Origin of the sequence: Xanthomonas sp. 3793 (assembly GCF_024806835.1) — a bacterium.
GTDB classification, from domain to species: domain Bacteria; phylum Pseudomonadota; class Gammaproteobacteria; order Xanthomonadales; family Xanthomonadaceae; genus Xanthomonas; species Xanthomonas arboricola_F.
This window is the reverse complement of record NZ_JANTYU010000002.1, coordinates 441097-462993: the sequence shown is the minus strand read 5'-3', so window position 1 is coordinate 462993 and position 21897 is coordinate 441097. Positions and strand designations below refer to the sequence as shown.

The window sequence follows — 21897 nt, the reverse complement described above, 5'->3', positions numbered from 1 at the left end:
GGGCGATCTGTCGCCGGGTTTGGCCGCCGAGGCAGCGCATTGCCCCGGTGCAAACCCACCTTGCGCAGCTGCCAGGTTCACCTGGCGGCTACGCCACCGCGTTGAGGGTCGCAGCGCGCGTCTTATTGCTTCATCGCGTAGATGGCAGGAATGCCGCGCAGCTGTTCGTTGACGTCCATGCCGAATCCGAACACGTAGCGGTCGGCCACTTCCACGCCCACGTAATCGGCGGTCACGCCCGGCACGCAGCGGTCGTGGCGCTTGACGGTCAACACCGCCACGCGCACGTCGGTGGCGCCCTGCTCCAGGCACCACTGGCGCACGCCCTGCAGCGTATAGCCTTCATCGAGGATGTCGTCGACCAGGATCACCCGGCGGCCGAACAGCGCGGTGGCCGGGCGGTGCTTCCACACCAGCTCGCCGCCGACGGTTTCGCCGCGATAGCGGGTGGCGTGCAGGTAATCGAACTGCAGGTCCTGCCCACGCGCGCCCAACTCCAGCGCCAACTGGCCGGAGAACGGCAGCGCGCCGTGCATGATGGTGAGATAGACCGGCACTTCGCCGGCATAGTCGCGCGCGATGGCATCGGCAATGGTGGCGACGGCAGCATCGATGGCCGGGCGGTCGACCAGCAGATCGGCTTGGGCCAGGGCCTGGGAAATGGTGAGCGTGGACATCAGGCAATTGATCCGAAAGGGGCGGAAGGAGTGTTGAAAGAGGCGTCGGTACCGGCAAGCAGGCCGTCCCAGCCGAGCGCGCCGCGACCGATCAGGCCGATCAGCGCTGCAGTGTTGAGGCTGCGGTTTTGCACCGCCTGCAGCGATTCGTCGACCAGTTCAGGATGGCAGACCAGCACGACGTCGCAACCGGCATCCAGGTGCGCGTGCACCCGGCCCGCCACGCCCCCGGCGCTGAACGAAGCCGCCATCCCGATGTCGTCGGAAAACACCACGCCGCGGAAACCCAGCTGTCCGCGCAGGATCTGTTCGATCCAGCGCTGCGAGTAACCGGCCGGTTCCGGCGCGACCTGCGGGTAGACCACGTGCGCCATCATCACCGCATCGGCGCCGGCCTCGATGCCGGCCACGAACGGCAGCAGATCTTCGGCCTGCAGTTGCTCCAGCGACCGCGGGTCGCTGGCATGGTCCACATGGGTGTCTTCAAGCACCGTGCCGTGGCCGGGGAAATGCTTGAGCGTGGCGGCCATGCCGGCGCCGTGCAGCGCCTGCACATAGGCGCGGGTGAAGGTGGCCACGATCTGCGGGTCGTCGCTGAAGGCGCGATCGCCGATGGCGCGGTTGCCGCGGCCCAGATCCACCACCGGCGCAAAACTCAGGTCCACGCCGCTGGCGCGCACTTCATTGGCCATCAGCTGCGCGTGCGCGCCGGCCGCGGCGAGCGCGCCTTGCGGATCCTGCAGATACTGCGTACCGAAGCTTTGCAACGGCGCCAGCGCGCTGAAGCCTTCGCGGAACCGCTGCACGCGGCCGCCTTCCTGGTCCACGCACAGCAACACCGGGCGCGGCGCGGCTGCGCGGATGGAGGCCGACAACTCGGCCACCTGGGTGCGCGAGGCGAAGTTGCGCTTGAACAGCACCACACCGGCGACGGCATCGTGCTGCAGCCAATCGCGTTCCTGTGTGCTGAGTTCGGTACCGGCAACGCCGATCAGAAGCATGTTGGGGGACTCCCGGGCCAGGCGCCACGAGGGCGCAGCGCGGCATTGTCGCAGATGCGCGTTGCAGCGTCAGATTGCGCATTCAGGCAAGGGCTGACGTCTCTCCGCCGAAATGCCTTGCGACCAGGCGTTGCGGTGCCGCGCGCAGCCGCCGCCCGCGTGATTGCCTGCGTGGCCAGGTTGCTGCGCTGACTGGCTGGCGACATTCGTTCGCACCGCATATCCGGTAGCCGGCAGACCCGGCAGCCACTGTGGCTGCGCTGGCCTGGTCGCCTCCACGTGGCGGTCTTCGGGGGCACAGGCGGCCGCCTTCCGCACCCAGGGCAGACGGGTTCAACATGCGCCGACTCCAAGAGCGGCTGACAAAACGTCGCGCGCGGTCGTCAGGTGGGTGTGGACGGCGCGCTCAGAACCGGCGTGTACGCGTGGCCCATGCCGCACCGAGCACCGGCCGCGCCCGCCTGGCGGAGAGCACGCTCCTTTGTCAGCTGCTCTAAAGACGTTCCAGATTCGCCCGCCAGTGCGCGGCCTGGGTCTGGATGCCCTCCAGCACCTGCGGCGCCATGCCGTCGAGCTGCCGATACGGCATCGCCAGGCGCTCGTTCGTGCCCAGCAGCGGGCGCTGCCGCGCCAGGAAATCCCAGTACAGCGCGTTGTAGGGACAGGCCCGCGCACCGACGCGCGCCTTGCGCTGATAGCTGCAGCCGCTGCAGTAATCGCTCATGCGATCGATATAGGCCGCACCGCTGATATACGGTTTGCTGCCGAGCAGGCCACCGTCGGCGAATTGACTCATGCCCACCGTGTTGGGCAACTCCACCCACTCGAACGCATCGATATAGACACCCAGATACCAGCGATGCAGCGCCTGCGGGTCCAGCCCCGCCAGCAACGCGAAATTGCCGATCACCATCAGCCGCTGGATGTGGTGCGCATGCGCGTCGGCCAGCGAATTGCCGACGGCATCGGCCAGGCAACGCATGCCGACCTGCCCGTCCCAGAACCAGTGCGGCAGCGGCGCATGCTGATCCAGCCGATTGGACTGCGCATAGCCTGGCATCTGCGACCAGTACACGCCGCGCACGTACTCGCGCCAGCCCAGGATCTGGCGGATAAAGCCTTCCACCGATGCCAGCGGTGCATGCCCCTGCCGCCACGCCGCCTCTGCACGCGCGATCACTTCGGCCGGGTGCAGCATCTTGACGTTGAGCGCGAACGACAGCAGCGAATGAAACAGCCGCGGACTTTGCGTACTCATCGCATCTTCATAGCGGCCGAAATCCGGCAACGCAGTGGCGATGAAGGCATCCAGATGCCGCAAGGCTTCGTCGCGGTCCAGCGGCCATGGCAGCGCCTGCGCATTCGGCGCACCAAAACTGCGTACGCCGGCGGCTTCGATGCTGCGCCACAACGCGCCATGGTCGTGCGCGGCGCGCCACTCCTGCGGTGCCGGCGGATCGCCCGGCCACGGCGCGCGATTGTCGCGATCGAAATTCCAGCGCCCCCCTTCCGGTTGGCCGGAGGCATCGAGCAGGATGCGATGGCGCGTGCGCATGCGTCGATAGAAGACCTCCATGCGCCACTGCGTTGCGGCGCGGAAACACCCTTCCACCTCATCGCGTTCGGTCAGAAAATGCTCGCTATCGACCATGCGCGTGGCGAACGCGCAGCCCGCGCTCCAGTGCCGCAGCGCTTCATCCAGCCGCCACTCGTCCGGCGCCTGATACTGCAGATGCTGTGCACGGTAATGCGCCATCAAGGCCTGGAGATTGGCCGGGATGGATTGCCGATTACTGGGGGCATCGATCGCGACATAGCGCACGCGGTGCCCGTCATGCCGCAAGCGCGCGGCAAACGCGCGCATTGCCGCAAAGATCGCCAGGATCTTCTGCGCGTGATGCAGCACGTAATCGGTTTCCTCGCGCACCTCCATCAGCACGTAGACCACGCCCGGGTCGTGCGCGGCAAACCAGCTGTGCTGCGGATTGAGCTGATCGCCCAGGATCAGGCGCAAGGTGTGTGCGGATGCCTGTGGGGTGAGGTCGGCTGCGCCTGCCACAGCGTCACTCGTGGCCGCTACGCGCGGCATCGCTGGCGCGCACACGCTCCGCCAATGCCACACCACTTTGCCAGGCACCTTCGACCTTGCCGCCGGCCAACCAGTCGCCGCACAGACCGATGCTCAATCGCCGATCCCACGCACAGCCGATCTGCGAGGGCGGATCGGTGCTGGCCGCAGTCCAGCGATAGGCGTCGCAGGACTGCGGCAATGGCAAACCGAGCACAGGCAACGTTGGCAGCACACTGGCGATCACCGCTTCGGGTTGTGCATCAAGATGCGCTTGGCTCCAATCGGCGGTGGTATGCAGCAGCCAGGTTTCGGCGCCCTGACGTCCAGGCTTGCTGGAGTTGCGCGCCACCCAGCGCAATGGCCCGACGTTGACGAACAAGGCGTCGTAACCGGGATCCACCGGCGTGTCGAAATGCAGCACCACCGCCCAGGCCGGCCGCATCTTCGCGCCAGCGGCAATCGTCGCGAGCGTGGGCGCGCTGTTGGCCAGTAATGCAGCTGCAACTGGCGCAGGCACTGCCAGCAACACGGTGTCGAAAGCGCGTGTCGTCTCGTCTCCCGACACTGCCAGCTGCCATGTGTCACCGTCGCGCTGCAGCGATCGCACAGCGGTCAGCAATCGAACATCAAGTTCCGCCGCAAGCGCACGCGCCGGTTCGGCCATGTCCGGCACACCGACCAAACGCGTCAACTCGCTCTGCGAAGCGCGAAAGTCGGTGCCATCCCAACTGGCGACGCGTGCAGGCCAGGCCGCTGCGACGCCGCTCGCAATCCACTTGTCCCCCACCGCCGCAAACGCCGGATCGCGTGCGGTGAAATACTGCGCGCCGTGGTCGCACTGCCAGCCATCGCCTGCGCAACTGCGCATGCGTCCTCCGGGCGCATCGCCCTGCTCGAACAGCGTCACGGTAAACTCCTGCGCCTGCAGCCGTTGCGCGCAGGCAAGCCCGGCCAACCCGGCGCCGATCACCGCAACCGTCTTCGGGCGGGCAGCCGGTGTCATCTCTTCAGCTGTTGGGAGTTGCAAGATGCCGTTGGCCGTTCACACCGCACAGTCGTCCGGCCCGCAGACATCGGGACCACCGATGGGCGTCGATTCGGCCGCCAGCTGCAGCAACGCTTGCGCAAAGCTCTCTGGCGGCTGCGCGCCCTGGATCAGGCTGCGTCCGTCGATCACGAAACTGGGCACCGCGCGGATTCCCAGTGCAGCGGCTTGCGCCAATTGCGCCTGGACCGCAACGCTGCCTTCGTCGGAGTCCAGCAGCGCGCGTACGCGCGCCTCATCAAGACCGCCAGCGGCTCCGGCAGACACCAGCGTTTCGGTCGCGCCGACGTTCTGGCCTTCGGCAAAATGCGCATGGAACAGCGCTTCGATCACCGCCTCGACATCGCCCTCGCGGCTCGCCAGCCAGATCAGCCGATGCGCACGCAGCGTGCTGACCTGCACCTGGTCGCGTCCGAAATCGAATGGCAGGCCTTCGGCCCGCGCAGTGGCCTGCGTCTGCGCGAGCATCTGCTCCACGCGCGCGGCACCGCCGAACTTTTGCGCCAGCGCATCGCGCAACGGCGTCGGCTCCAGGCCGGCGTCAGGGTCCAGCTGAAACGCGTGGTAATGGATGTCCAGCGCAGGTGCCTGCGCGCCCAGCGAGACCACCGCCTGCTCGAAACGGCGCTTGCCGATCCAGCACCAGGGACAGACAACGTCAGACCAGATATCGATGCGCATGGGCGGGGATTGGAGAGTCGTCATTGGGGATTGGCAAAGCATAAACCCAATACCAAGGCAGGGATTGGCGAGTCGCAACGCAAGCAGCCCAAGTCCGACGCGCCACTTCAGCTGTTACGAATCCCGAATGCCCAATCCCGAATCCCGAATCACAAATCCCCGCCCCAGTTCCTGAACGGATGCGACGCCAATGCCAGGTTGTAATAGCGCACATCGTCGGTGACTTCCGCACCGATCCATTCGGGCTTGGCGAAGGCCTCGTCGGCACTCCCGAGTTCGATCTCGGCCACCACCAGCCCGGCGTTGTCGCCGAGAAACTCGTCCACCTCCCACACGTGGCCCTGGTACTCGACCAGATGCCTACGCTTGTCGATCAGACCGCCGACACACAGCGCCAGCAGCGCGCGCGCATCGACCACCGGAATCGGGTAGTCGAACTCCTGCCGGGTATGCCCCACCTGCCGCGACTTCAGGTTGAGAAATGCGCTCTCGCCCTGGATGCGCACCCGCACCGACGCGTTCTGCGCACCACTGCGCATCGCCGCCTGGTCGTTGATGTAGCCCTGCGCCATCGGGATCACCGCATGCGCGGCGCTACGCCAACCGTCGCCGGTCACGAGAAACTTGCGTTCGATTTCAATGGGCATGGGATTTGGGGGATGAGAGATTCGGGATTGGGGATTGGGGATTAGTCACAGCGGCTAACTGGCGGGCGACGGGAATGCGCTCCTGCGAATCCCCAATGCCCAATCCCCAATCACCGCCGCTCAAACACCGCAATGCTTTCCACATGCGCAGTATGCGGAAACATGTCCATCGCGCCGGCGGACTTGAGCGTGAAGCCCTGTTCGTTGACAAGGTAACCGGCATCGCGCGCCAGCGAGCCGGGGTGGCAGCTGACATAGACGATGCGCTCGAACTTTTTCAACGGCAGTTGCTGCAGCACTTCCAGTGCGCCCGAACGCGGCGGGTCCAGCAGCAGCTTGTCGAAGCCCTGCTTCATCCAGGGCGCATTGCGTTGGTCCTGGGTCAGATCGGCCGCATGGAACTGCGCGTTGTCCAGGCCGTTGCGCTGCGCGTTTTCCCTGGCACGTGCGACCAGACCGGCATCGCCCTCCACGCCGACCACCTCGCGCACCGTCCGTGCCAGCGGCAGGGTGAAATTGCCCAGACCGCAAAACAGATCCAGCACGCGGTCGTCGGGGCTGGCATCGAGCAGCGCCAGTGCGTGCGCAATCATCTTCTGGTTGAGCGAGGCATTGACCTGGATGAAGTCCAGCGGCCGGAACGCCAGCTCCACATCCCATTGCGGCAGGCGGAACGACAGCGTCACGTCCTGCGGCCACAAGGGATGCACGCTGTCCACGCCGCCGGGCTGCAGGAAGACCGCAAACCCGTGCGTCTGCGCGAAGTCCACCCAGGCCTGCCGATCGCGCTCGCTGAGCGGCTGCATGTGGCGGATGGTCAACGCCACCGCATCGTCGCCGGCGATGAACTCGATCTGCGGGATGTCGCGCTTGCCGTCCATGCTTTCGACCAGGGCGGCCAGCAGCTCAATCTTCTCGCCGATCTGCGGGATCACCGTGTAACAGACCGACAGGTCGGCCACAAAACGCGGGTCGAGTTCGCGAAACCCCACCAGGGTCTTGTCCTTCTTCTCTACCCGCCGCACCGAGAAACGGCCTTTGCGCCGATAGCCCCAGGCGTCGCCGACCAGCGCGGGCAGCACCGCCTGCGGGCTGACGTGGCCGATGCGCTCGAGGTTGTCCATCAGCACGCGCTGCTTGGCCACGATCTGCTGCGACTCTTCCAGGTGCTGCAACACGCAGCCGGCGCACACGCCGAAATGCGGGCAACGCGGGGCGACCCGCTGCGGCGAGGCCTCCAGCACTTCAACCGTCTTGGCTTCATCGAAATGGCGGCTGCGCGCGGTGGGTTCGGCGCGCACCAGTTCACCGGGCAAGGCGCCGCTGATGAAGGTGACCTTGCCGCCCTCGCCGTCGCGGCGCGCCACCCCACGGCCGTCATGGCTCAGGTCGGTGATGGCGGTCTGAAAGGGAGTACGGTCGAAACGGTTTCGGGTTCTGGCCACGTGGCGACAAGCTGCGGGCAAAAAGGGTGCGTATTGTCGCAGATGCGATCGACCGAGGCCGCCCTGCGCGGGATGGCAATTGTCGTGCCCTGCAAACACAGGCAAACTTGGCCTGCGCGCCGCAGCTCAGGACGCGGCACCGCTGACAAGGAGGCAGCACATGAATATGGCGACACGTCAGGAACCCCACCCACGACTCTTGCTGGTGGAAGACGACCCGATCAGCCGCGGCTTTCTGCAGGCTGCCCTGGAAAGCCTCCCGGCCCAGGTGGATTGCGCCGATTCGTTGTCGTCGGCGCTGGACCGCGCGCGCGAACGTCGCCACGACCTGTGGCTGATCGACGTCAACCTCCCTGATGGCACCGGCAGCGGCCTGCTGCGCGCGTTGCGTCTGCTGCACCCGGATGTGCCCGCACTGGCGCATACCGCCGATGGCGACATGGCGATGCAGCGCGGCCTGCAGTCCGACGGCTTTCTGGAGATGCTGGTCAAGCCGCTGACCACCGAGCGCCTGTTGCAGGCGGTGCGTCGCGGCCTGGCGCGGGGCCGCTACAGCGTGGCGCCGGTCGGCGTGGTCGACATCGCCGCCAGCGATTGGGACGAAGCGGCAGCACTGAGCGCACTCAACGGCCAGCAGCATCATCTCAACGCTCTGCGCGAACTGTTCCTGGCAGAGCTGCCGGGCACACGCGATGCGGTCACCTCCGCACTGAACATCAGCGACGAGCAGGCGCTGCGCAATCACCTGCATCGGCTGCAGGCCAGTTGCGGCTTCGTCGGCGCCGCCCGGCTGGCCGGCGCGGTCCGGCTGCTGCGTGGTGACCCGCAGTCGCGCACCGCGCAGACCCAGTTTCATGCCGCAGTGGCCGCGTTATTGCATTGAGCTGAGGCTGCCGCAGCCGCCAGCGCCGGTAAGGTCAGGCGCTGGCTGGGTGTCGAAGGGAGCGGAGACGCGACTGGTCCAATGACACGCGACACGGCGCTTGGTCCGGATCGTGCAGATCAACGCCGCCGCGCCAGATCCTCGAGCATTTCCCAGGATTTCAGGCCGCGTCCGTTCAGATGATGCAACAGCACGCTGCGCATGCTGCGGCGCAAGCCGGGCATGTCATCGGTGGCCGGCATCGTATCTTCCCCAAGCGCCAGCAGCGCTGCGCCAGTCACGGTTTCGCGCCGATCCTGCGCCAGACGTTCGCTCAATACCCGCATGGCGCCCTCTTGCGGATCGAGTCGATAGCGCGCCGCCGGGTCGATCGGCTGCCCGTCGCTGTCGTGCTGCAGATCGAAGGCAAACCCCAGTCCATCCAGCACATCGCGCTCGAACCGGCGCAACCCCCACGCCAGCGACAACTCGGACGCCAGATGCGCCCGCGCCTGTGCATAGCACGCGTAGAGCTCCGGCACCGCATCATTGCGAGGAGCCAGGCGCAGCAACAGCTCGCTGATATAGAAACCGGCCAGCATGCGCTCGCCGACCAACCGCGGCGCAGTGTCCAGCGCCTCGGCCTGGCGCAGCTGGGCAAGTTCGCCGCGCTGCACGGCCGTGAACTGGATCAGTTGCAGGGGCTGCAGCGCCGCACGCAGGGCCTGCTTGCGCGGACCCTGCACCCCACGCGCCAGCAGCCCGACACGTCCGTGCTGCTCGGTCAGCACTTCCACCAGCACGCTGGTTTCGCGCCAGGCACGCACATGCAGGACGAAGCCGTGTTCGTGCTCGATCAGCATGGGGGCAGTTGCCGGGATTGGGAACCGGGGACCAGAGATCCGTAAACAGCACGGGCAGCGGCCTCGGGGTGGCGACCGTGCACAGCGGCGCGGTCGGAGCTGCATGCGCGAGCCACAAAAACGCGCACTATGCGCACAACGGCGACCCTGTCATTGTTCCGCAAAACTGGATGCCCTGCCCCGTGTTGAGCGAGCGGTACTCGCTCAACACGGGGCAGGGCATGCCGAGACATCGTCCGTCGACATAATCGCGCCATTGCCGGCGCATTTGCGGACAGGATCCGCTTTCCGGGTCCCAGGTCCCGGCTTCATTCGTACCCGAACGCCTTCAACGCCGCTTCGTCATCCGACCAGCCCTCGCGCACGCGCACCCAGGTTTCCAGGAACACTTTCGCACCGAATAGCCGCTCCATCTGCAGACGCGCCTTGCCGCCGATCTCCTTCAGGCGGGTACCGCCCTTGCCGATGACGATTGCCTTCTGGCCCTCGCGTTCGACCCAGATCACCGCGCCGATCCGCAGCAGCGCGCCGTCTTCGGCAAAGCGCTCGATTTCCACGGTGGTGGCATACGGCAGTTCTTCGCCCAATTGACGCATCAGCTGCTCGCGCACCAGCTCGCCGGCCAAAAAACGCTGGCTGCGGTCGGTGATTTCGTCCTCGCCGTACATCGCCTCGGCTTCGGGCACCAGCTTGAGCAGATCGCTCACCAACGCTTCCAGCCCTTTGCGCTTGAGCGCGGACACCGGATGCACTGCGGCAAACGTCCGCCCTTCACTGACCTGCGCCAGAAACGGGAACAGCGCGGTCTTGTCCTTGAGCCGGTCGACCTTGTTGACCACCAGCACCACCGGCACCCCGGCGTCGCTGAGTACCCGGAACGCCAGCGTGTCTTCCTCGTCCCAACGGCCGGCCTCGATGACCAGCACGGCGGCATCCACGCCTTCGAGCGACCCGCGCGCGGCGCGATTCATCACCCGGTTCATCGCGCGCTTTTGTTCGCGATGCAGCCCGGGCGTGTCGACCAGCATCAACTGCCCTTCCGGGAAGGTGGCGATGCCGAGTAGCCGATGCCGCGTGGTCTGCGGCCGATTGGACACGATACTGACCTTGGCGCCCACCAGGGCGTTGGTCAGGGTGGATTTGCCGACATTCGGCCGGCCGATGACGGCAACGCTGCCGCTACGGTGGGGAGTGGTTTCGCTCACGTGTTTACATCCAGTTGTGCGATGACGGTAGCCGCCGCCTGTTGCTCGGCAAGACGGCGCGACGTGCCCTGGCCCTCGGCGCGGGCGATGGGCTGCTCCAGGATGCAGGCGACGTGGAACTGCTTGGCATGTTCGTCGCCGCTCTCGCTGATCAGAGCGTAATTGGGCAACGGCAGCTGCCGTGCCTGCAGCCATTCCTGCAGCCGCGTCTTGGGATCTTTTTCGGCCTTGCCGACCGGCAGTGCCGCCAGCGATGGTTCAAACCACGGAAGCACCACCTCCCGGCAGCGCTCGAACCCGCAGTCCAGATAGATCGCCGCGACGATCGCCTCGACCGCATCGGCCAGGATCGAATCGCGCCGATGGCCGCCGGACTTGAGTTCGCCCGGGCCCAGCGTCAGCCGCTCGCCGAGATTGAGCGTGCGTCCGATCACCGCCAGCGCACCTTCGCGAACCAGTTCGGCGCGCGCGCGCGTCAATGCACCTTCGTCGGCCTTGGGCCAGCGCCGATACAGCGCCTCGGCGATCAGCAGGTTGACGATGCCGTCGCCGAGAAATTCCAGTCGCTCGTTATGCGGCGTCCCGGCGCTGCGATGGCGCAGCGCCTGGGCGAGCAGACCCGGATCGGCGAACGCATGCCCGATCGGATCACCGCGCTGGAAGGTTCTATTCGACACCACGTCCGGTCATGTCCTGCGACGTATCGAACTTGCCTACGATATCCAGATTGCCGATCAGCTCGCGACGCACTTCGTAGTTGACCTTCATTCGCCAGCCGCCGTCGACACGCTCGAACTTGACGTCCTCTTTTTTGACGTTTTCCGAGTAGTTGATGTACAGGCGACGGAAGAACAGGTCCTGCAACTTGGACGGGTCCATGTTGGCACTCCCCGGCTCATTGGCCAGGCCCTTCATTGCAGTGCGGACGGAGTAATACTCCTGATACATCGGAAACAGCTTCATCCCGATGTACAGGCCAAATCCGACCACCGCCAGCACCACCACGAACGACGTCAACGTCATACCGCTTTGCTTGCGCTTCATTGTGCTTTCCCCGGCACGCCGTGCGTGCATTTACTGGATTCCAGTCCCGATCCGCGATGGATCGAAACTCCCCTTGCAGAACCACCCTTCGCAATTGAGCCAGATCAAGAACGCCTTGCCGCGCAGATTGGCCTCCGGCAGGAAATGCGTCTGGGTCCAGAACCGGCTGTCTTCGCTATTGTCGCGATTGTCCCCCATCACGAAATAGCTGTCTGCAGGCACCGTCCAGTCGCCCTGCCCGGCCGGCATGTTGCGGTCCACCCACTCCAGCACGGTGTGCGTGCGGCCCGGCAGGTCCTCGACCAGCAGCGTGGTGCCGGTCATCTCGGCGCCCTTGCCCTTGCCGATGTACTCGCCCTTGACCGTGTAGCGCATCGGCTTGTCGTTGATATACAGCGTATCGCCATGAAATCCGATCTTGTCGCCCGGCAGGCCGACCACGCGCTTGATCCAGTTCTGGTCCGGCGCATGCGGCGGCTTGAACACCACCACGTCGCCACGCTTGGGCTCGCCGGTGGGGATGAACTTGGTATTGGTGATCGGCAGACGGAAACCGTAGGCGAACTTGTTGACCAGGATGAAATCGCCGATCAGCAAGTTGGGCATCATCGAGCTGGACGGAATCTTGTACGGCTCGGCGACGAAGCTGCGCAGGATCAGCACCACCGCCAGCACCGGGAAGAACGCACGCGAGTAATCGATGATCGCCGGCTCGCTGTCCAGCAGCCCGGCACGTGCGGCACGGCGCTTGGCCAAAAACAGCTTGTCCAGCAGCCAGATAAAGCCGGTACCCAGCGTCAGCACAACCAGGATGATTTCAAACCATTTCATTGGTGTTCCTTCGGAACGTGATTCGGGATTGGAGATTGGAGATTCGCAACAGCAGGAAGGCGGACGAGCCGTTGCCAATCCCGAATGACGAATCCCGAATCCCAGCTACTTATCCATCTGCAGCACGGCCAGGAAGGCCTCCTGCGGAATCTCCACGCGGCCGACCTGCTTCATGCGCTTCTTGCCTTCTTTCTGCTTTTCGAGCAGCTTTTTCTTGCGCGAAACGTCGCCACCATAGCACTTGGCCAACACGTTCTTGCGCATCGCCTTGACCGTGGAGCGCGAGATGATCTGCGAGCCGACAGCGGCCTGAATCGCCACGTCGAACATCTGCCGCGGGATCAGGTCCTTCATCTTTTCGCACAGCTCGCGGCCGCGCCGGTCGGCATGGCTGCGGTGCACGATCAGCGACAACGCATCGACCTTGTCGCCATTGATCAGCACGTCCACGCGCACGAACGGGCCGGCATCGAAGCGCACAAAGTGATAATCCAGCGAGGCGTATCCGCGGCTCACCGACTTGAGCTTGTCGAAGAAATCCAGCACCACTTCGGCCATCGGCAGCTCATAGCTGATCTGCACCTGGCTGCCCAGATAATTGATGCTGATCTGGGTGCCGCGCTTTTCTTCGCACAGCTTGATGATGTTGCCGATGTACTCTTCGGGCGTCAGCACGTTGGCGCGAATGATCGGCTCGCGGATCTCCTGCACCAGGTTCAACTGCGGCAGCTTGGCCGGGTTGTCCATGTTGATGATGGACCCGTCGGTCTTGAGCACTTCATACACCACCGTCGGCGCGGTGCTGATCAGGTCCAGGTTGTACTCGCGCTCCAGACGTTCCTGCACGATTTCCATGTGCAGCATGCCCAGGAAGCCGCAACGGAAACCGAAGCCCATCGCCTCGGAGCTTTCCGGCTCGAAGCGCAGCGCCGCATCGTTCAGACGCAGCTTGTCCAGGGCTTCGCGCAGATCCGGATAGTCCTCGGCATCGACCGGGAACAAGCCGGCGAACACGCGCGGCTGCATTTCCTGGAAACCCGGCAATGCATGCGGCGCCGGATCGGCCGCCAGGGTCAGGGTGTCGCCGACCGGCGCGCCATGAACGTCCTTGATCGAGGCATTGATCCAGCCCACTTCGCCAGCGCCCAACGACGCCAGCTCCTTGCGCTTTGGGGTGAACACGCCGACCTTGTCGACCAAGTGCGTGCGCCCGGTCGACATCACCAGAATCTTGCTGCCCGGCTTGATCTCGCCCTGCATCACGCGCACCAGCGACACCACGCCCAGGTAGTTGTCGAACCAGGAATCGATGATCAGCGCCTGCAGCTTGTCGGTATCGCGCGGTTTTGGCGGCGGGATACGGTGCACGATCGCTTCCAGCACCAGATCGATGTTCAGACCGGTCTTGGCGCTGACTGCCACCGCGTCTTCGGCATCGATGCCGATCACCGCTTCGATCTCGGCCTTGGCACGGGCGATGTCAGCGGTGGGCAGGTCGATCTTGTTGAGCACCGGCACCACTTCCAGCCCCTGCTCCACCGCGGTGTAGCAGTTGGCCACCGACTGCGCTTCCACGCCTTGCGCCGCATCGACCACCAGCAGCGCGCCTTCGCAGGCGGCCAGCGAGCGGCTGACTTCATAGGAGAAGTCGACATGCCCGGGGGTATCGATGAAGTTCAGCTGGTAGACCTGCCCGTCCTTTGCCGTGTACGGCAAGGACACCGACTGCGCCTTGATCGTGATGCCACGTTCGCGTTCGATCGGGTTGGAGTCGAGAACCTGGGCCTCCATCTCGCGCGCCTGCAGGCCGCCGCACAGCTGGATGATCCGGTCGGCCAGGGTGGATTTACCGTGGTCGACGTGGGCAATGATGGAGAAGTTGCGGATATTCCGCATTGAATCAGAGGACATTGAGGTGGGCGCCGGCGGTGCCGTCGTCAGGGTAACGCAGCATTATCGCACGGTCGGCCCCTTTGGGGCCGGGGATTGGGGAATCGGGAGTCGGGAATCGCAAAAGCAGGGCAGCCGCTGCGTATCACGGGGCCGCTTCTGCCAATCCCGAATCCCGAATCCCGGCCTCGATCAGCCGCCAGCCTTCAGGGCCACATAGCTGGTCGCCTTGCCATCGGTGACCAGCAGCATGACCACGTCGCCCTTCTTGTAGCTGGACAGCGCGCGGTTGAGTTCGGCGACGCTGCCCACCTTGGTGCGGCCGACGCGGGCGATGACCAGGCCCGGCGAGAGCGGCGGCTGGGTGCTGCGCGCCGCAACCCCGGTGACCGCGGCAATCCGCACGCCCTCGCCGGCTTCCAGGCCCAGGCGGCTGCGCTCGGCAGCGGTCAGGTCGGCGACCTGCAAGCCGAGCAAGGCCACGCTGGCGGGAGCTTCCGGCTTGGCGTCCGCGGCCGCAGTACGCGGCGCGGCGTCGTCGCGACCATCCTGCAATGGCGCCAGCACAACCGACACCTGGCGCGGCTTGCCGTCGCGCAGCACATCCAGGTTGACCTTGGTGCCCGGCGCCATCAGGCCGATCATCGGCGGTAGATCGCTGGCGACATCGATTGGCTTGCCGTTGACGGCGCGGATCACGTCACCCACCTCGATTCCGGCCTTGGCGGCCGGGCTGCCCGCGGGAATGTCGTTGACCAGCGCGCCGCGCGTATCCGGCAGGCCCAGGCCCTGCGCCTTGAGCGAATCGATCGGGCCGACCGCCACGCCCAGCATGCCGCGGCTCACATGGCCGGTAGCCTTGATCTGCTCGGCGGCGCTGAAGGCCAGATCGATCGGGATCGCGAAGCTGATTCCCATGTAGCCGCCCGACGCGGAGAAGATCTGCGAGTTGATGCCGACCACTTCGCCGCGGGTATTAAGCAGCGGGCCGCCGGAGTTGCCCTGGTTGATCGCCACGTCGGTCTGGATGAAGGGCACATAGCGCTGATCCGCATACGGATTGCTGCGACCGGTGGCACTGACGATGCCGGCAGTGACCGAGTGGTCCAGCCCGAACGGCGAGCCGATCGCCACCACCCACTGACCTGGCTTGAGCGTATTGGAATCGCCCAGGCGCACGGTCGGCAGGCCCTTGGCCTCGATCTTCAGCAACGCCACGTCGAACTGCTCGTCGCTGCCCACCACCTTGGCCTTGAACTCGCGGCGATCGGTCAGCTTGACGGTCACCTCGCTGGCGCCATCGACCACGTGGTGATTGGTCAGCACATAGCCGTCTGCGGAAATGATGAAGCCCGAGCCCATCGACTTGCCGGCGATACCGCCATCGTCATCGCCCTGGCCCGGCCCTTGCCTTGGGCCGCCCGGCATCTGGAAATCCGGGCCGAAGAAGCGCTTGAAGAACTCCGGCATCTGCTCGTCGTCCGGCATGCCGCCCTGACCGGGCATGCCACCCTGGCCACCGCGCCCGCCACGGGCAGAACGTGCCATCGCATCCTTGCGGGTGATGGTGGTTTCGATATTGACCACGCCCGGGCCAACCTGTTCGACCAGATTGGTGAAGTCCGGCAGGCCGGCGACCAACTGCGGCGCCGGTGTCGCGCTGCGGTTGGCGGCAATCGGCGCACTGGTCTTGGCCTCCGGCGGCGGCGCCTGCTGGGCACAGGCTGCCAGCGGCAAGGTCATGGCGATCAGGCCAAACATCTGGGTACGCATGCGGTGATTCATCGAGTTGCCTCCGATGGCAGGGCGACAGGGGCCGCAACCCGCGACATGACGCGGGCCCGGCAAGTTAACGGGAGGAAGGGCGCCGACTGGATGAAGATCGGCAGCAGGATCAGTTCTGCGGGACCGGCAGCGGCCGGCCTGGCGCGGCAGTGCCGGCCGCCTGGGGCGCAGGCTCGAACGGATAGAACGCCGGACCCTGGCGGCTCTGGCTGAAACTGGCGTTGAGCGGGCTGTCGCCTGCACCGGACAGGGCCGAGCGCGGCCACGGGCGCGCCTGCAGCGTCGTATCCGGATGCGTAAATGGATTGGAGCTTGCTGCCGGGCTCATCGCTGCCGCAGGAGCCGGGGCCGCGGAGGCCACCATCCGTGCCGGGGTCGGTTGCTGACGTGTTGCCGCGCTGCGCGCCACCTGCTGGTTACGCGTGGCGGCACCGCGGCGGGTGGACGCCAGCGCAGCGGCCGGCACCGCCGCAACCAAGGCGCCACCATCGCCGGGGTTAGCCGGGTCGGGGACGGCCGGCGTCTTCGGCGCCGCTGGCGGCTGCGCAAGGCCGGGCACTTGCGCGGTGGTGGCATAGACCGGCACAGCGGATGCTGGCGACGCCGTCTCCGGCAAGCGCTCGCGCGCCATGAACAACGCGATGGCGGCAACCGACGCCGCAATCGCCGCACCGCCACCCCAACGCCAGCGTGCGGCCGAGCGCGGTGACGGCTGCGCCTGCGGCGCGGGCTCATCGGCAATGGCGCTGCGGACACGCGCGGCAAAATCCAGCGGCGCCGGCGCACTGGCCGCACCGCGCAGCACGTCGCCGCACAGCTGCCAGCGTTCGTGGCAGCCGGCCAGCTCCTCATCGTGCGCCAGACGGCGCAGCAAAAAGCGCGATTCGTCGGCGTTCAACTCTCCGTCGACCAGTGCAGACAACTGCTGCCGGTAGTGACGTTCGAATTTGTCGGTGGTGGACATGGCAGGGTTATCGCTCATACACGGTGTCGCTCACGGGTAGCGCTTTCGGTCTCCAGCAGAGGCCGCAGCTCGATGTCGATGGCCTCGCGCGCCCGGAAGATGCGCGAGCGCACCGTTCCGATCGGGCAATCCATCTTTCGCGCGATGTCCTCGTAGCTCAGCCCCTCCACCTCGCGCAGGGTGATGGCCGACCGAAGTTCTTCCGGCAGGGCTTGGACCGCACGCATCACCGTTTGTTCCAGCTCCTGTCGCATCAATTCGCGCTCCGGGGTGTCGTTGTCGCGCAAACGGGTCGCCCCATCGAACTGCTCGGCATCGCTGATCTCGATGTCGTCGGTGGGCGGACGGCGGTTGTGCGCAACCAGATGGTTCTTGGCAGTGTTGACGGCAATGCGGTGCAGCCAGGTATAGAACTGGGAGTCGCCGCGGAAACTGTTGATCGCGCGGTAGGCGCGCACAAACGTATCCTGGGCCACGTCCTGACATTCGCTCCAGTCGGCGATGTAGCGCCCGATCAATGCAACGATCCTGTGCTGGTATTTGCGCACCAGCACATCGAACGCCGCGCTCTCGCCGCGCTGCACACGCCGGACCAGTTCCAGGTCCAGCTCCTGAGGTGTATCGACTTCGGCCATGTCGGGCCGCACTCCTGTCAGCCCACCGAAGTCGGGCAATGAGACCGCCGTTGAAGAGGAAAGTTCATACCGATCGGTACGATCGTCACGTAGCAGGGTAGCGGCTCGGGTGCGCCGCTGGCGACGCCTCCTGCGAAGCGCATGCCGCCCTGTCGACTGGTATGGGTATTTGACGTGATGGAAACAACCTCTGGATGATAACGGCCTTTCCTTATATCGCCGGATGGCCAGACGCATGCTTCCAGGTTTCGACGGGCTCCGATTCAGCCATTGGCAGGCCGACCTGCGCGAGGACGGCGTGGTCGTGCTCAGCCTTGATCGCCAGGGCGCACCGGTCAACGCGTTCTCGCAGGAGGTGCTGCTCGAACTGGGCGCCCTGGTCGAGCGGCTGGCGCTGGACCCGCCCAAGGGCGTGGTGCTGCGCTCGGCCAAGCCCAACGGCTTCATCGCCGGCGCCGACCTGAAGGAATTCCAGGAATTCGACCGCAAGGGCACGGTCAACGATGCGATCCATCGCGGCCAGCAGGTGTTCCAGAAGCTAGCGGAGCTGCCCTGCCCCACGGTGGCGGCGATCCACGGCTTCTGCATGGGGGGCGGCACCGAGATCGCGCTGGCCTGCCGGTACCGGGTGGCATCCGACGATGCCGGCACGCGCATCGGCCTGCCGGAAACCAAGCTCGGCATCTTTCCCGGCTGGGGCGGCAGCGCCCGCTTGCCGCGCCTGATCGGCGCACCGGCGGCGATGGATCTGATGCTGACCGGGCGCACCGTCGCAGCCAGGGCCGCGCGGGCGATGGGGCTGATCGACAAGGTCGCTGCACCTGCCGTGCTGGTCGATGTCGCCGCCGCGTTGGCCTTGAACGGCACCACGCGTCCGTTCAAGCAACGTGCGACTGCCTGGGCCACCAATACATTGGTGGCACGCAAGCTGCTGGCGCCGCAGATGCGCAAGCAGGTCGCACGCAAGGCGCGCAAGGAGCACTACCCGGCCCCGTACGCCTTGATCAACGTGTGGGAGCGCGCTGGCGGCAGCGGTATCCAGGCGCGGCTTGCAGCCGAGCGCAAGGCGGTGGTCAAGCTCGCCAGCACGCCGACCGCGCGCAACCTGATCCGCATCTTCTTTCTTACCGAGCGGCTGAAGGCGCTGGGTGGCAAGGATGCTGGCGCGGCCGCATTGCCGCCGATTCGTCATGTGCACGTGATCGGTGCCGGCGTGATGGGCGGCGATATCGCGGCCTGGGCGGCCTACAAGGGTTTCCAAGTGACGCTGCAGGATCGCGAGCAGCGCTTCATCGATACGGCGCTGGGCCGTGGCGGCGAGCTGTTCGCCAAGCGGGTCAAGGACGAGGCCAAGCGCCCGGCGGTGGCGGCGCGCCTGCGTGGCGATCTGGCCGGTGCGGGCGTGGCGCAGGCGGACCTGGTGATCGAGGCGATCATCGAGAATCCGCAGGCCAAGCGCGAGCTATATCAGTCCGTCGAGCCGCAGCTCAAGCCGGACGCGGTGCTGACTACCAACACCTCGTCGATTCCGTTGACCGAGTTGCGTGGACACATCCAGCGTCCGGCGCAGTTTGCCGGCCTGCACTACTTCAATCCGGTGGCGATGATGCCGCTGGTGGAGATCGTGCAGCACGATGGCCTGGATCCGGCCAACGTGGCGCGCCTGGCGGCGTTCTGCAAGGCGCTGGACAAGTTCCCGGTGCCGGTGGCGGGCACGCCCGGGTTCCTGGTCAACCGCGTGTTGTTTCCGTATCTGCTCGAAGCGGCCACCGCTTATGCCGAAGGTGTGCCGGGCCCGGTACTGGACAAGACCGCAGTGAAGTTCGGCATGCCGATGGGGCCGATCGAACTGATCGATACGGTGGGGCTGGATGTCGCTGCCGGCGTCGGCGCCGAGCTTGCGCCGTTCCTGCATCTGCCGATTCCTGCGGCGCTTGCCACCGTGGAGGCCGGCAAACGCGGCAAGAAGGACGGCCAGGGCCTGTACAAGTGGGAAAACGGCCGCGCGGTCAAACCCGAGGTGGCCAGCGGCTATGCCGTGCCGCCCGATCTGGAAGACCGTCTGATCCTGCCGATGCTCAACGAGGCGGTTGCCTGCCTGCACGATCGCGTGGTGGCCGATGCCGACCTGCTCGATGCCGGTGTCATCTTCGGTACCGGCTTCGCGCCGTTCCATGGTGGCCCGATCCAGCATATCCGCAGCGTCGGTGCCGATGCCCTGCTCGAACGCCTGCAGGCGCTGCACGCCCGCTATGGCGAGCGTTTTGCCCCGCGCCCGGGCTGGGACTCGCCGGTGTTGCGCGAGCCGGTGGCGTGAGGCGCGTCCTGGACGAGTGGCAGTGAAAGTACGCAGCAAGGCCGCCACCGACAGCGTTGCTGCCGCATGCCTACGGCAGACCTCGGTGGCGTTGTCCCGGACCTGCTCTTCGATGCAGAACATGGAGGATGCACAGACATGCATCTGGTCGACGCGCTAGATCTTTCAAGATTTACGCAATGAGCATTATCGAGGCCGTCGACGAGCCGGCGTATGCATTTGGTTCCATCGGACAGGCTGGGAGTTATCCATTCGAACTAAACCTTTCCGACAAACATCATCCAAGCTCCGTGCATGGCGTGCGCATCGACGGCCTGCCGATCGCTGTCTTTGGCGCCTGCGGTGGCGCCACCAACATTCATTCCAACTCGATGATTGCAGTAGGCGGTCGTAGCTATCTGGCTATTGGGCCGTTTATCGTGTGTTTCAGCACGTGTCCATTTCAATGGCATTGGGCTATGCAAGCAGACCAAGCGACCTGTTTCGGGGTCTATCACCAGCCCGCGTGTGATGCTCTCTTGTCGCACGGGGAGCTCGCGATCTCCCGCTTCGATCAAAGCGGCCATCTCATCTGGTCGTCGGCAGGCGCCAATATCCTCACTGGCAAACTGACGCTGCATCCCGCATATGTGGAAGTCATCGATTTCAATGGCAACGCATACCGATTCGATTGCGCGGACGGTCACAAGCATCCCTAGCGACTCGTTGCATTCCGTGCAATTCACTGCTGCGCTGCGCCGACATTGCTGACCTGTCTGCGGAGAGCGTGGCGACGCAGTCAGTGGTGATGGTGATGCACCCCATGCGCATGACCATGGTGATCACCATCCGCCATTGCCCGCGCGGGCTTGGACGTGCCACACGGCGGCGTACCGCAATCGCCGCTTTCCACCTGCAAGGTGACGTGGGCGATGTCGAAACGGTCGTGCAGCAGCGTGACGAGGGCGTCGCGCAGGCGATCGCGGTCGGTGCTGTCACCGACCACCACGTGCGCGGTGAGTGCCGGCGTGCTGGAGGCCAGGGCCCAGACGTGCAGGTCGTGCACATCGTCGACGCCGGGATAGCTGGTCAAGGCCTGACGGACCTGCGCCAGGTCGATGCCTTTGGGGACGCCTTCGAGCAGGACGTTGATCGCCTCGCGCAGCAGCACCCAGGTACGTGGCAGCACCCATAGGCCGATCAGCACGGCCAGTACCGGGTCGATCCACTGCCAGCCGGTCCAGCGGATCAGCAAGGCGCCGATGATCACCGCCACCGAGCCGAGCATGTCGCTCCAGACTTCCAGGTATGCGCCCTTGACGTTGAGGCTCTCGCCGCTGCCGGCATGCAGCAGCTTCATCGCGATCAGGTTGATCACCAGGCCGAAGCCGGCGATCAGCAGCATGCCGTTGGAGGAAATGTCCTGCGGCGCGCGGAAGCGTTGTGCGGCCTCCCAAAGGATATAGGCGCCCACACCGAACAACAGCGCGCCATTGACCAGGGCACCCAAGGCTTCGAGACGGACATAGCCGTAGGTGCGACGCGCGTCCGCCGGGCGCCGGCTCAGCCGCACCGCGAGCAGCGCGATCATCAGACCGAGCGTGTCGGTGGCCATGTGCGCCGCATCCGACAGCAGCGCCAGGCTGTTGGACACGAAGGCGCCGATGACTTCGGCCACCAGAAAGGCGGCAGTGAGCCCGAGCGCCCACCACAACGGTGCTTCGTGGCGGATTTCGCTGGGTGCGTGGCTGTGATCGTGTCCCATGGGGTGCAGTGGCCTTGTGCGATGCGCGCACCTTAGGCGCGTGCGATGGCGGAGACTATTACACCCGTGCGTGATGACATCACATCACGTGAGCGCGGCGCCTTGTTGCCCAAGCCGGGCGGCAACTCGGAGCGGCCCACAAAATCCCTCGAACACCGCAGCAGTGGCGGCAATGTGCCGACCACGCTGC

20 protein-coding genes and 1 other RNA gene are annotated in these 21897 nt (G+C 65.6%); 3 read left to right on the top strand and 18 right to left on the bottom strand.

Translation table 11 applies throughout. From position 1 onward, the window contains the following. Positions 1-122 precede the first annotated feature (122 nt). The 8 genes from FHY18_RS08260 to rlmD form a co-directional block, all read right to left on the bottom strand. Positions 123-677 (bottom strand): hypoxanthine-guanine phosphoribosyltransferase, encoded by a 555-nt coding sequence (locus FHY18_RS08260; protein ID WP_005991984.1) that lies wholly within the window; start codon positions 675-677, stop codon positions 123-125. Further along, complete coding sequence (gene nagZ / locus FHY18_RS08255; protein WP_259153363.1) at positions 677-1678, bottom strand: beta-N-acetylhexosaminidase; 1002 nt, start codon at positions 1676-1678, stop codon at positions 677-679. The genes FHY18_RS08260 and nagZ overlap by 1 nt, the downstream gene beginning before the upstream one ends. Before the next feature lie 357 nt (positions 1679-2035). Then, positions 2036-2112: non-coding RNA, sX9 sRNA (locus tag FHY18_RS08250), on the bottom strand. 59 nt (positions 2113-2171) lie between these two features. Then, complete coding sequence (locus FHY18_RS08245; protein WP_259153362.1) at positions 2172-3767, bottom strand: cryptochrome/photolyase family protein; 1596 nt, start codon at positions 3765-3767, stop codon at positions 2172-2174. Beyond that, positions 3742-4752, bottom strand: a complete 1011-nt coding sequence (locus FHY18_RS08240; protein ID WP_259153361.1) for an FAD-dependent oxidoreductase — start codon at positions 4750-4752, stop codon at positions 3742-3744. Before FHY18_RS08240 ends, FHY18_RS08245 begins: the two co-directional genes overlap by 26 nt. 39 nt (positions 4753-4791) lie before the next feature. Then, entirely contained in the window at positions 4792-5475 is a 684-nt protein-coding gene (locus FHY18_RS08235; protein ID WP_259153360.1) for a DsbA family oxidoreductase, read from the bottom strand. Positions 5476-5624: 149 nt separating this feature from the next. Beyond that, positions 5625-6122, bottom strand: coding sequence for a CYTH domain-containing protein (locus FHY18_RS08230; RefSeq protein WP_259153359.1), 498 nt, complete (start codon positions 6120-6122; stop codon positions 5625-5627). Positions 6123-6232: 110 nt separating this feature from the next. Next, positions 6233-7567: a 23S rRNA (uracil(1939)-C(5))-methyltransferase RlmD gene (rlmD, locus tag FHY18_RS08225; protein ID WP_259153358.1), complete on the bottom strand. Its 1335-nt coding sequence runs from the start codon at positions 7565-7567 to the stop codon at positions 6233-6235. A gap of 160 nt (positions 7568-7727) precedes the next feature. Between rlmD and FHY18_RS08220 the strand changes: the two genes are divergently transcribed. Beyond that, on the top strand, positions 7728-8450 hold the full coding sequence (locus FHY18_RS08220) for a response regulator (RefSeq protein WP_039424755.1): 723 nt from the start codon (positions 7728-7730) through the stop codon (positions 8448-8450). A gap of 119 nt (positions 8451-8569) precedes the next feature. Here FHY18_RS08220 and recO read toward each other — a convergent pair whose 3' ends face one another. The 9 genes from recO to rpoE form a co-directional block, all read right to left on the bottom strand. Beyond that, positions 8570-9292, bottom strand: a complete 723-nt coding sequence (recO, locus tag FHY18_RS08215) for a DNA repair protein RecO (RefSeq protein ID WP_259153357.1) — start codon at positions 9290-9292, stop codon at positions 8570-8572. A gap of 308 nt (positions 9293-9600) precedes the next feature. Continuing rightward, positions 9601-10497 (bottom strand): GTPase Era, encoded by an 897-nt coding sequence (gene era / locus FHY18_RS08210; RefSeq protein WP_104611434.1) that lies wholly within the window; start codon positions 10495-10497, stop codon positions 9601-9603. Further along, on the bottom strand, positions 10494-11174 hold the full coding sequence (gene rnc / locus FHY18_RS08205; RefSeq protein ID WP_259153356.1) for a ribonuclease III: 681 nt from the start codon (positions 11172-11174) through the stop codon (positions 10494-10496). Before rnc ends, era begins: the two co-directional genes overlap by 4 nt. After that, the gene (locus FHY18_RS08200) at positions 11164-11571 is read right to left on the bottom strand and encodes a DUF4845 domain-containing protein (protein ID WP_104611435.1); all 408 of its coding nucleotides are present in this window, start codon (positions 11569-11571) and stop codon (positions 11164-11166) included. Before FHY18_RS08200 ends, rnc begins: the two co-directional genes overlap by 11 nt. After that, the gene (gene lepB / locus FHY18_RS08195; protein ID WP_104611436.1) at positions 11572-12372 is read right to left on the bottom strand and encodes a signal peptidase I; all 801 of its coding nucleotides are present in this window, start codon (positions 12370-12372) and stop codon (positions 11572-11574) included. A 105-nt stretch (positions 12373-12477) separates the two neighbouring features. Beyond that, positions 12478-14268, bottom strand: coding sequence for a translation elongation factor 4 (lepA, locus tag FHY18_RS08190; protein ID WP_259153985.1), 1791 nt, complete (start codon positions 14266-14268; stop codon positions 12478-12480). 186 nt (positions 14269-14454) lie between these two features. Beyond that, on the bottom strand, positions 14455-16047 hold the full coding sequence (locus tag FHY18_RS08185) for a DegQ family serine endoprotease (protein ID WP_259153355.1): 1593 nt from the start codon (positions 16045-16047) through the stop codon (positions 14455-14457). A 109-nt stretch (positions 16048-16156) separates the two neighbouring features. Further along, positions 16157-17029, bottom strand: coding sequence for a sigma-E factor negative regulatory protein (locus FHY18_RS08180; protein WP_259153354.1), 873 nt, complete (start codon positions 17027-17029; stop codon positions 16157-16159). Next, the gene (rpoE, locus tag FHY18_RS08175; protein WP_005991949.1) at positions 17026-17646 is read right to left on the bottom strand and encodes an RNA polymerase sigma factor RpoE; all 621 of its coding nucleotides are present in this window, start codon (positions 17644-17646) and stop codon (positions 17026-17028) included. The genes FHY18_RS08180 and rpoE overlap by 4 nt, the downstream gene beginning before the upstream one ends. A gap of 235 nt (positions 17647-17881) precedes the next feature. Here rpoE and FHY18_RS08170 point away from each other — a divergent pair, with 235 nt between their 5' ends. Together FHY18_RS08170 and FHY18_RS08165 are read left to right on the top strand one after the other, a co-directional pair. Next, on the top strand, positions 17882-19963 hold the full coding sequence (locus FHY18_RS08170; RefSeq protein WP_259153353.1) for a 3-hydroxyacyl-CoA dehydrogenase NAD-binding domain-containing protein: 2082 nt from the start codon (positions 17882-17884) through the stop codon (positions 19961-19963). Between the two features lie 179 nt (positions 19964-20142). Further along, positions 20143-20661 carry a hypothetical protein gene (locus FHY18_RS08165; RefSeq protein ID WP_259153352.1) on the top strand — a complete coding sequence of 173 codons (519 nt, stop codon included), beginning with the start codon at positions 20143-20145 and terminating at the stop codon, positions 20659-20661. 80 nt (positions 20662-20741) lie between these two features. Here the strand turns inward: FHY18_RS08165 and FHY18_RS08160 are convergent, their stop codons facing one another. Then, the gene (locus tag FHY18_RS08160) at positions 20742-21707 is read right to left on the bottom strand and encodes a cation diffusion facilitator family transporter (RefSeq protein WP_259153350.1); all 966 of its coding nucleotides are present in this window, start codon (positions 21705-21707) and stop codon (positions 20742-20744) included. Positions 21708-21897: the final 190 nt, after the last annotated feature.

What these genes read in the sequence shown, in the direction of transcription:
- FHY18_RS08260 (WP_005991984.1), bottom strand. Translation starts at nt 677, where the DNA reads ATGTCCACGCTCACCATTTCCCAGGCCCTGGCCCAAGCCGATCTGCTG.
- nagZ (WP_259153363.1), bottom strand. Translation starts at nt 1,678, where the DNA reads ATGCTTCTGATCGGCGTTGCCGGTACCGAACTCAGCACACAGGAACGC.
- FHY18_RS08245 (WP_259153362.1), bottom strand. Translation starts at nt 3,767, where the DNA reads ATGCCGCGCGTAGCGGCCACGAGTGACGCTGTGGCAGGCGCAGCCGAC.
- FHY18_RS08240 (WP_259153361.1), bottom strand. Translation starts at nt 4,752, where the DNA reads ATGACACCGGCTGCCCGCCCGAAGACGGTTGCGGTGATCGGCGCCGGG.
- FHY18_RS08235 (WP_259153360.1), bottom strand. Translation starts at nt 5,475, where the DNA reads ATGCGCATCGATATCTGGTCTGACGTTGTCTGTCCCTGGTGCTGGATC.
- FHY18_RS08230 (WP_259153359.1), bottom strand. Translation starts at nt 6,122, where the DNA reads ATGCCCATTGAAATCGAACGCAAGTTTCTCGTGACCGGCGACGGTTGG.
- FHY18_RS08220 (WP_039424755.1), top strand. Translation starts at nt 7,728, where the DNA reads ATGAATATGGCGACACGTCAGGAACCCCACCCACGACTCTTGCTGGTG.
- recO (WP_259153357.1), bottom strand. Translation starts at nt 9,292, where the DNA reads ATGCTGATCGAGCACGAACACGGCTTCGTCCTGCATGTGCGTGCCTGG.
- FHY18_RS08200 (WP_104611435.1), bottom strand. Translation starts at nt 11,571, where the DNA reads ATGCACGCACGGCGTGCCGGGGAAAGCACAATGAAGCGCAAGCAAAGC.
- lepB (WP_104611436.1), bottom strand. Translation starts at nt 12,372, where the DNA reads ATGAAATGGTTTGAAATCATCCTGGTTGTGCTGACGCTGGGTACCGGC.
- lepA (WP_259153985.1), bottom strand. Translation starts at nt 14,268, where the DNA reads ATGCGGAATATCCGCAACTTCTCCATCATTGCCCACGTCGACCACGGT.
- FHY18_RS08185 (WP_259153355.1), bottom strand. Translation starts at nt 16,047, where the DNA reads ATGAATCACCGCATGCGTACCCAGATGTTTGGCCTGATCGCCATGACC.
- FHY18_RS08180 (WP_259153354.1), bottom strand. Translation starts at nt 17,029, where the DNA reads ATGAGCGATAACCCTGCCATGTCCACCACCGACAAATTCGAACGTCAC.
- rpoE (WP_005991949.1), bottom strand. Translation starts at nt 17,646, where the DNA reads ATGGCCGAAGTCGATACACCTCAGGAGCTGGACCTGGAACTGGTCCGG.
- FHY18_RS08170 (WP_259153353.1), top strand. Translation starts at nt 17,882, where the DNA reads ATGCTTCCAGGTTTCGACGGGCTCCGATTCAGCCATTGGCAGGCCGAC.
- FHY18_RS08165 (WP_259153352.1), top strand. Translation starts at nt 20,143, where the DNA reads ATGAGCATTATCGAGGCCGTCGACGAGCCGGCGTATGCATTTGGTTCC.
- FHY18_RS08160 (WP_259153350.1), bottom strand. Translation starts at nt 21,707, where the DNA reads ATGGGACACGATCACAGCCACGCACCCAGCGAAATCCGCCACGAAGCA.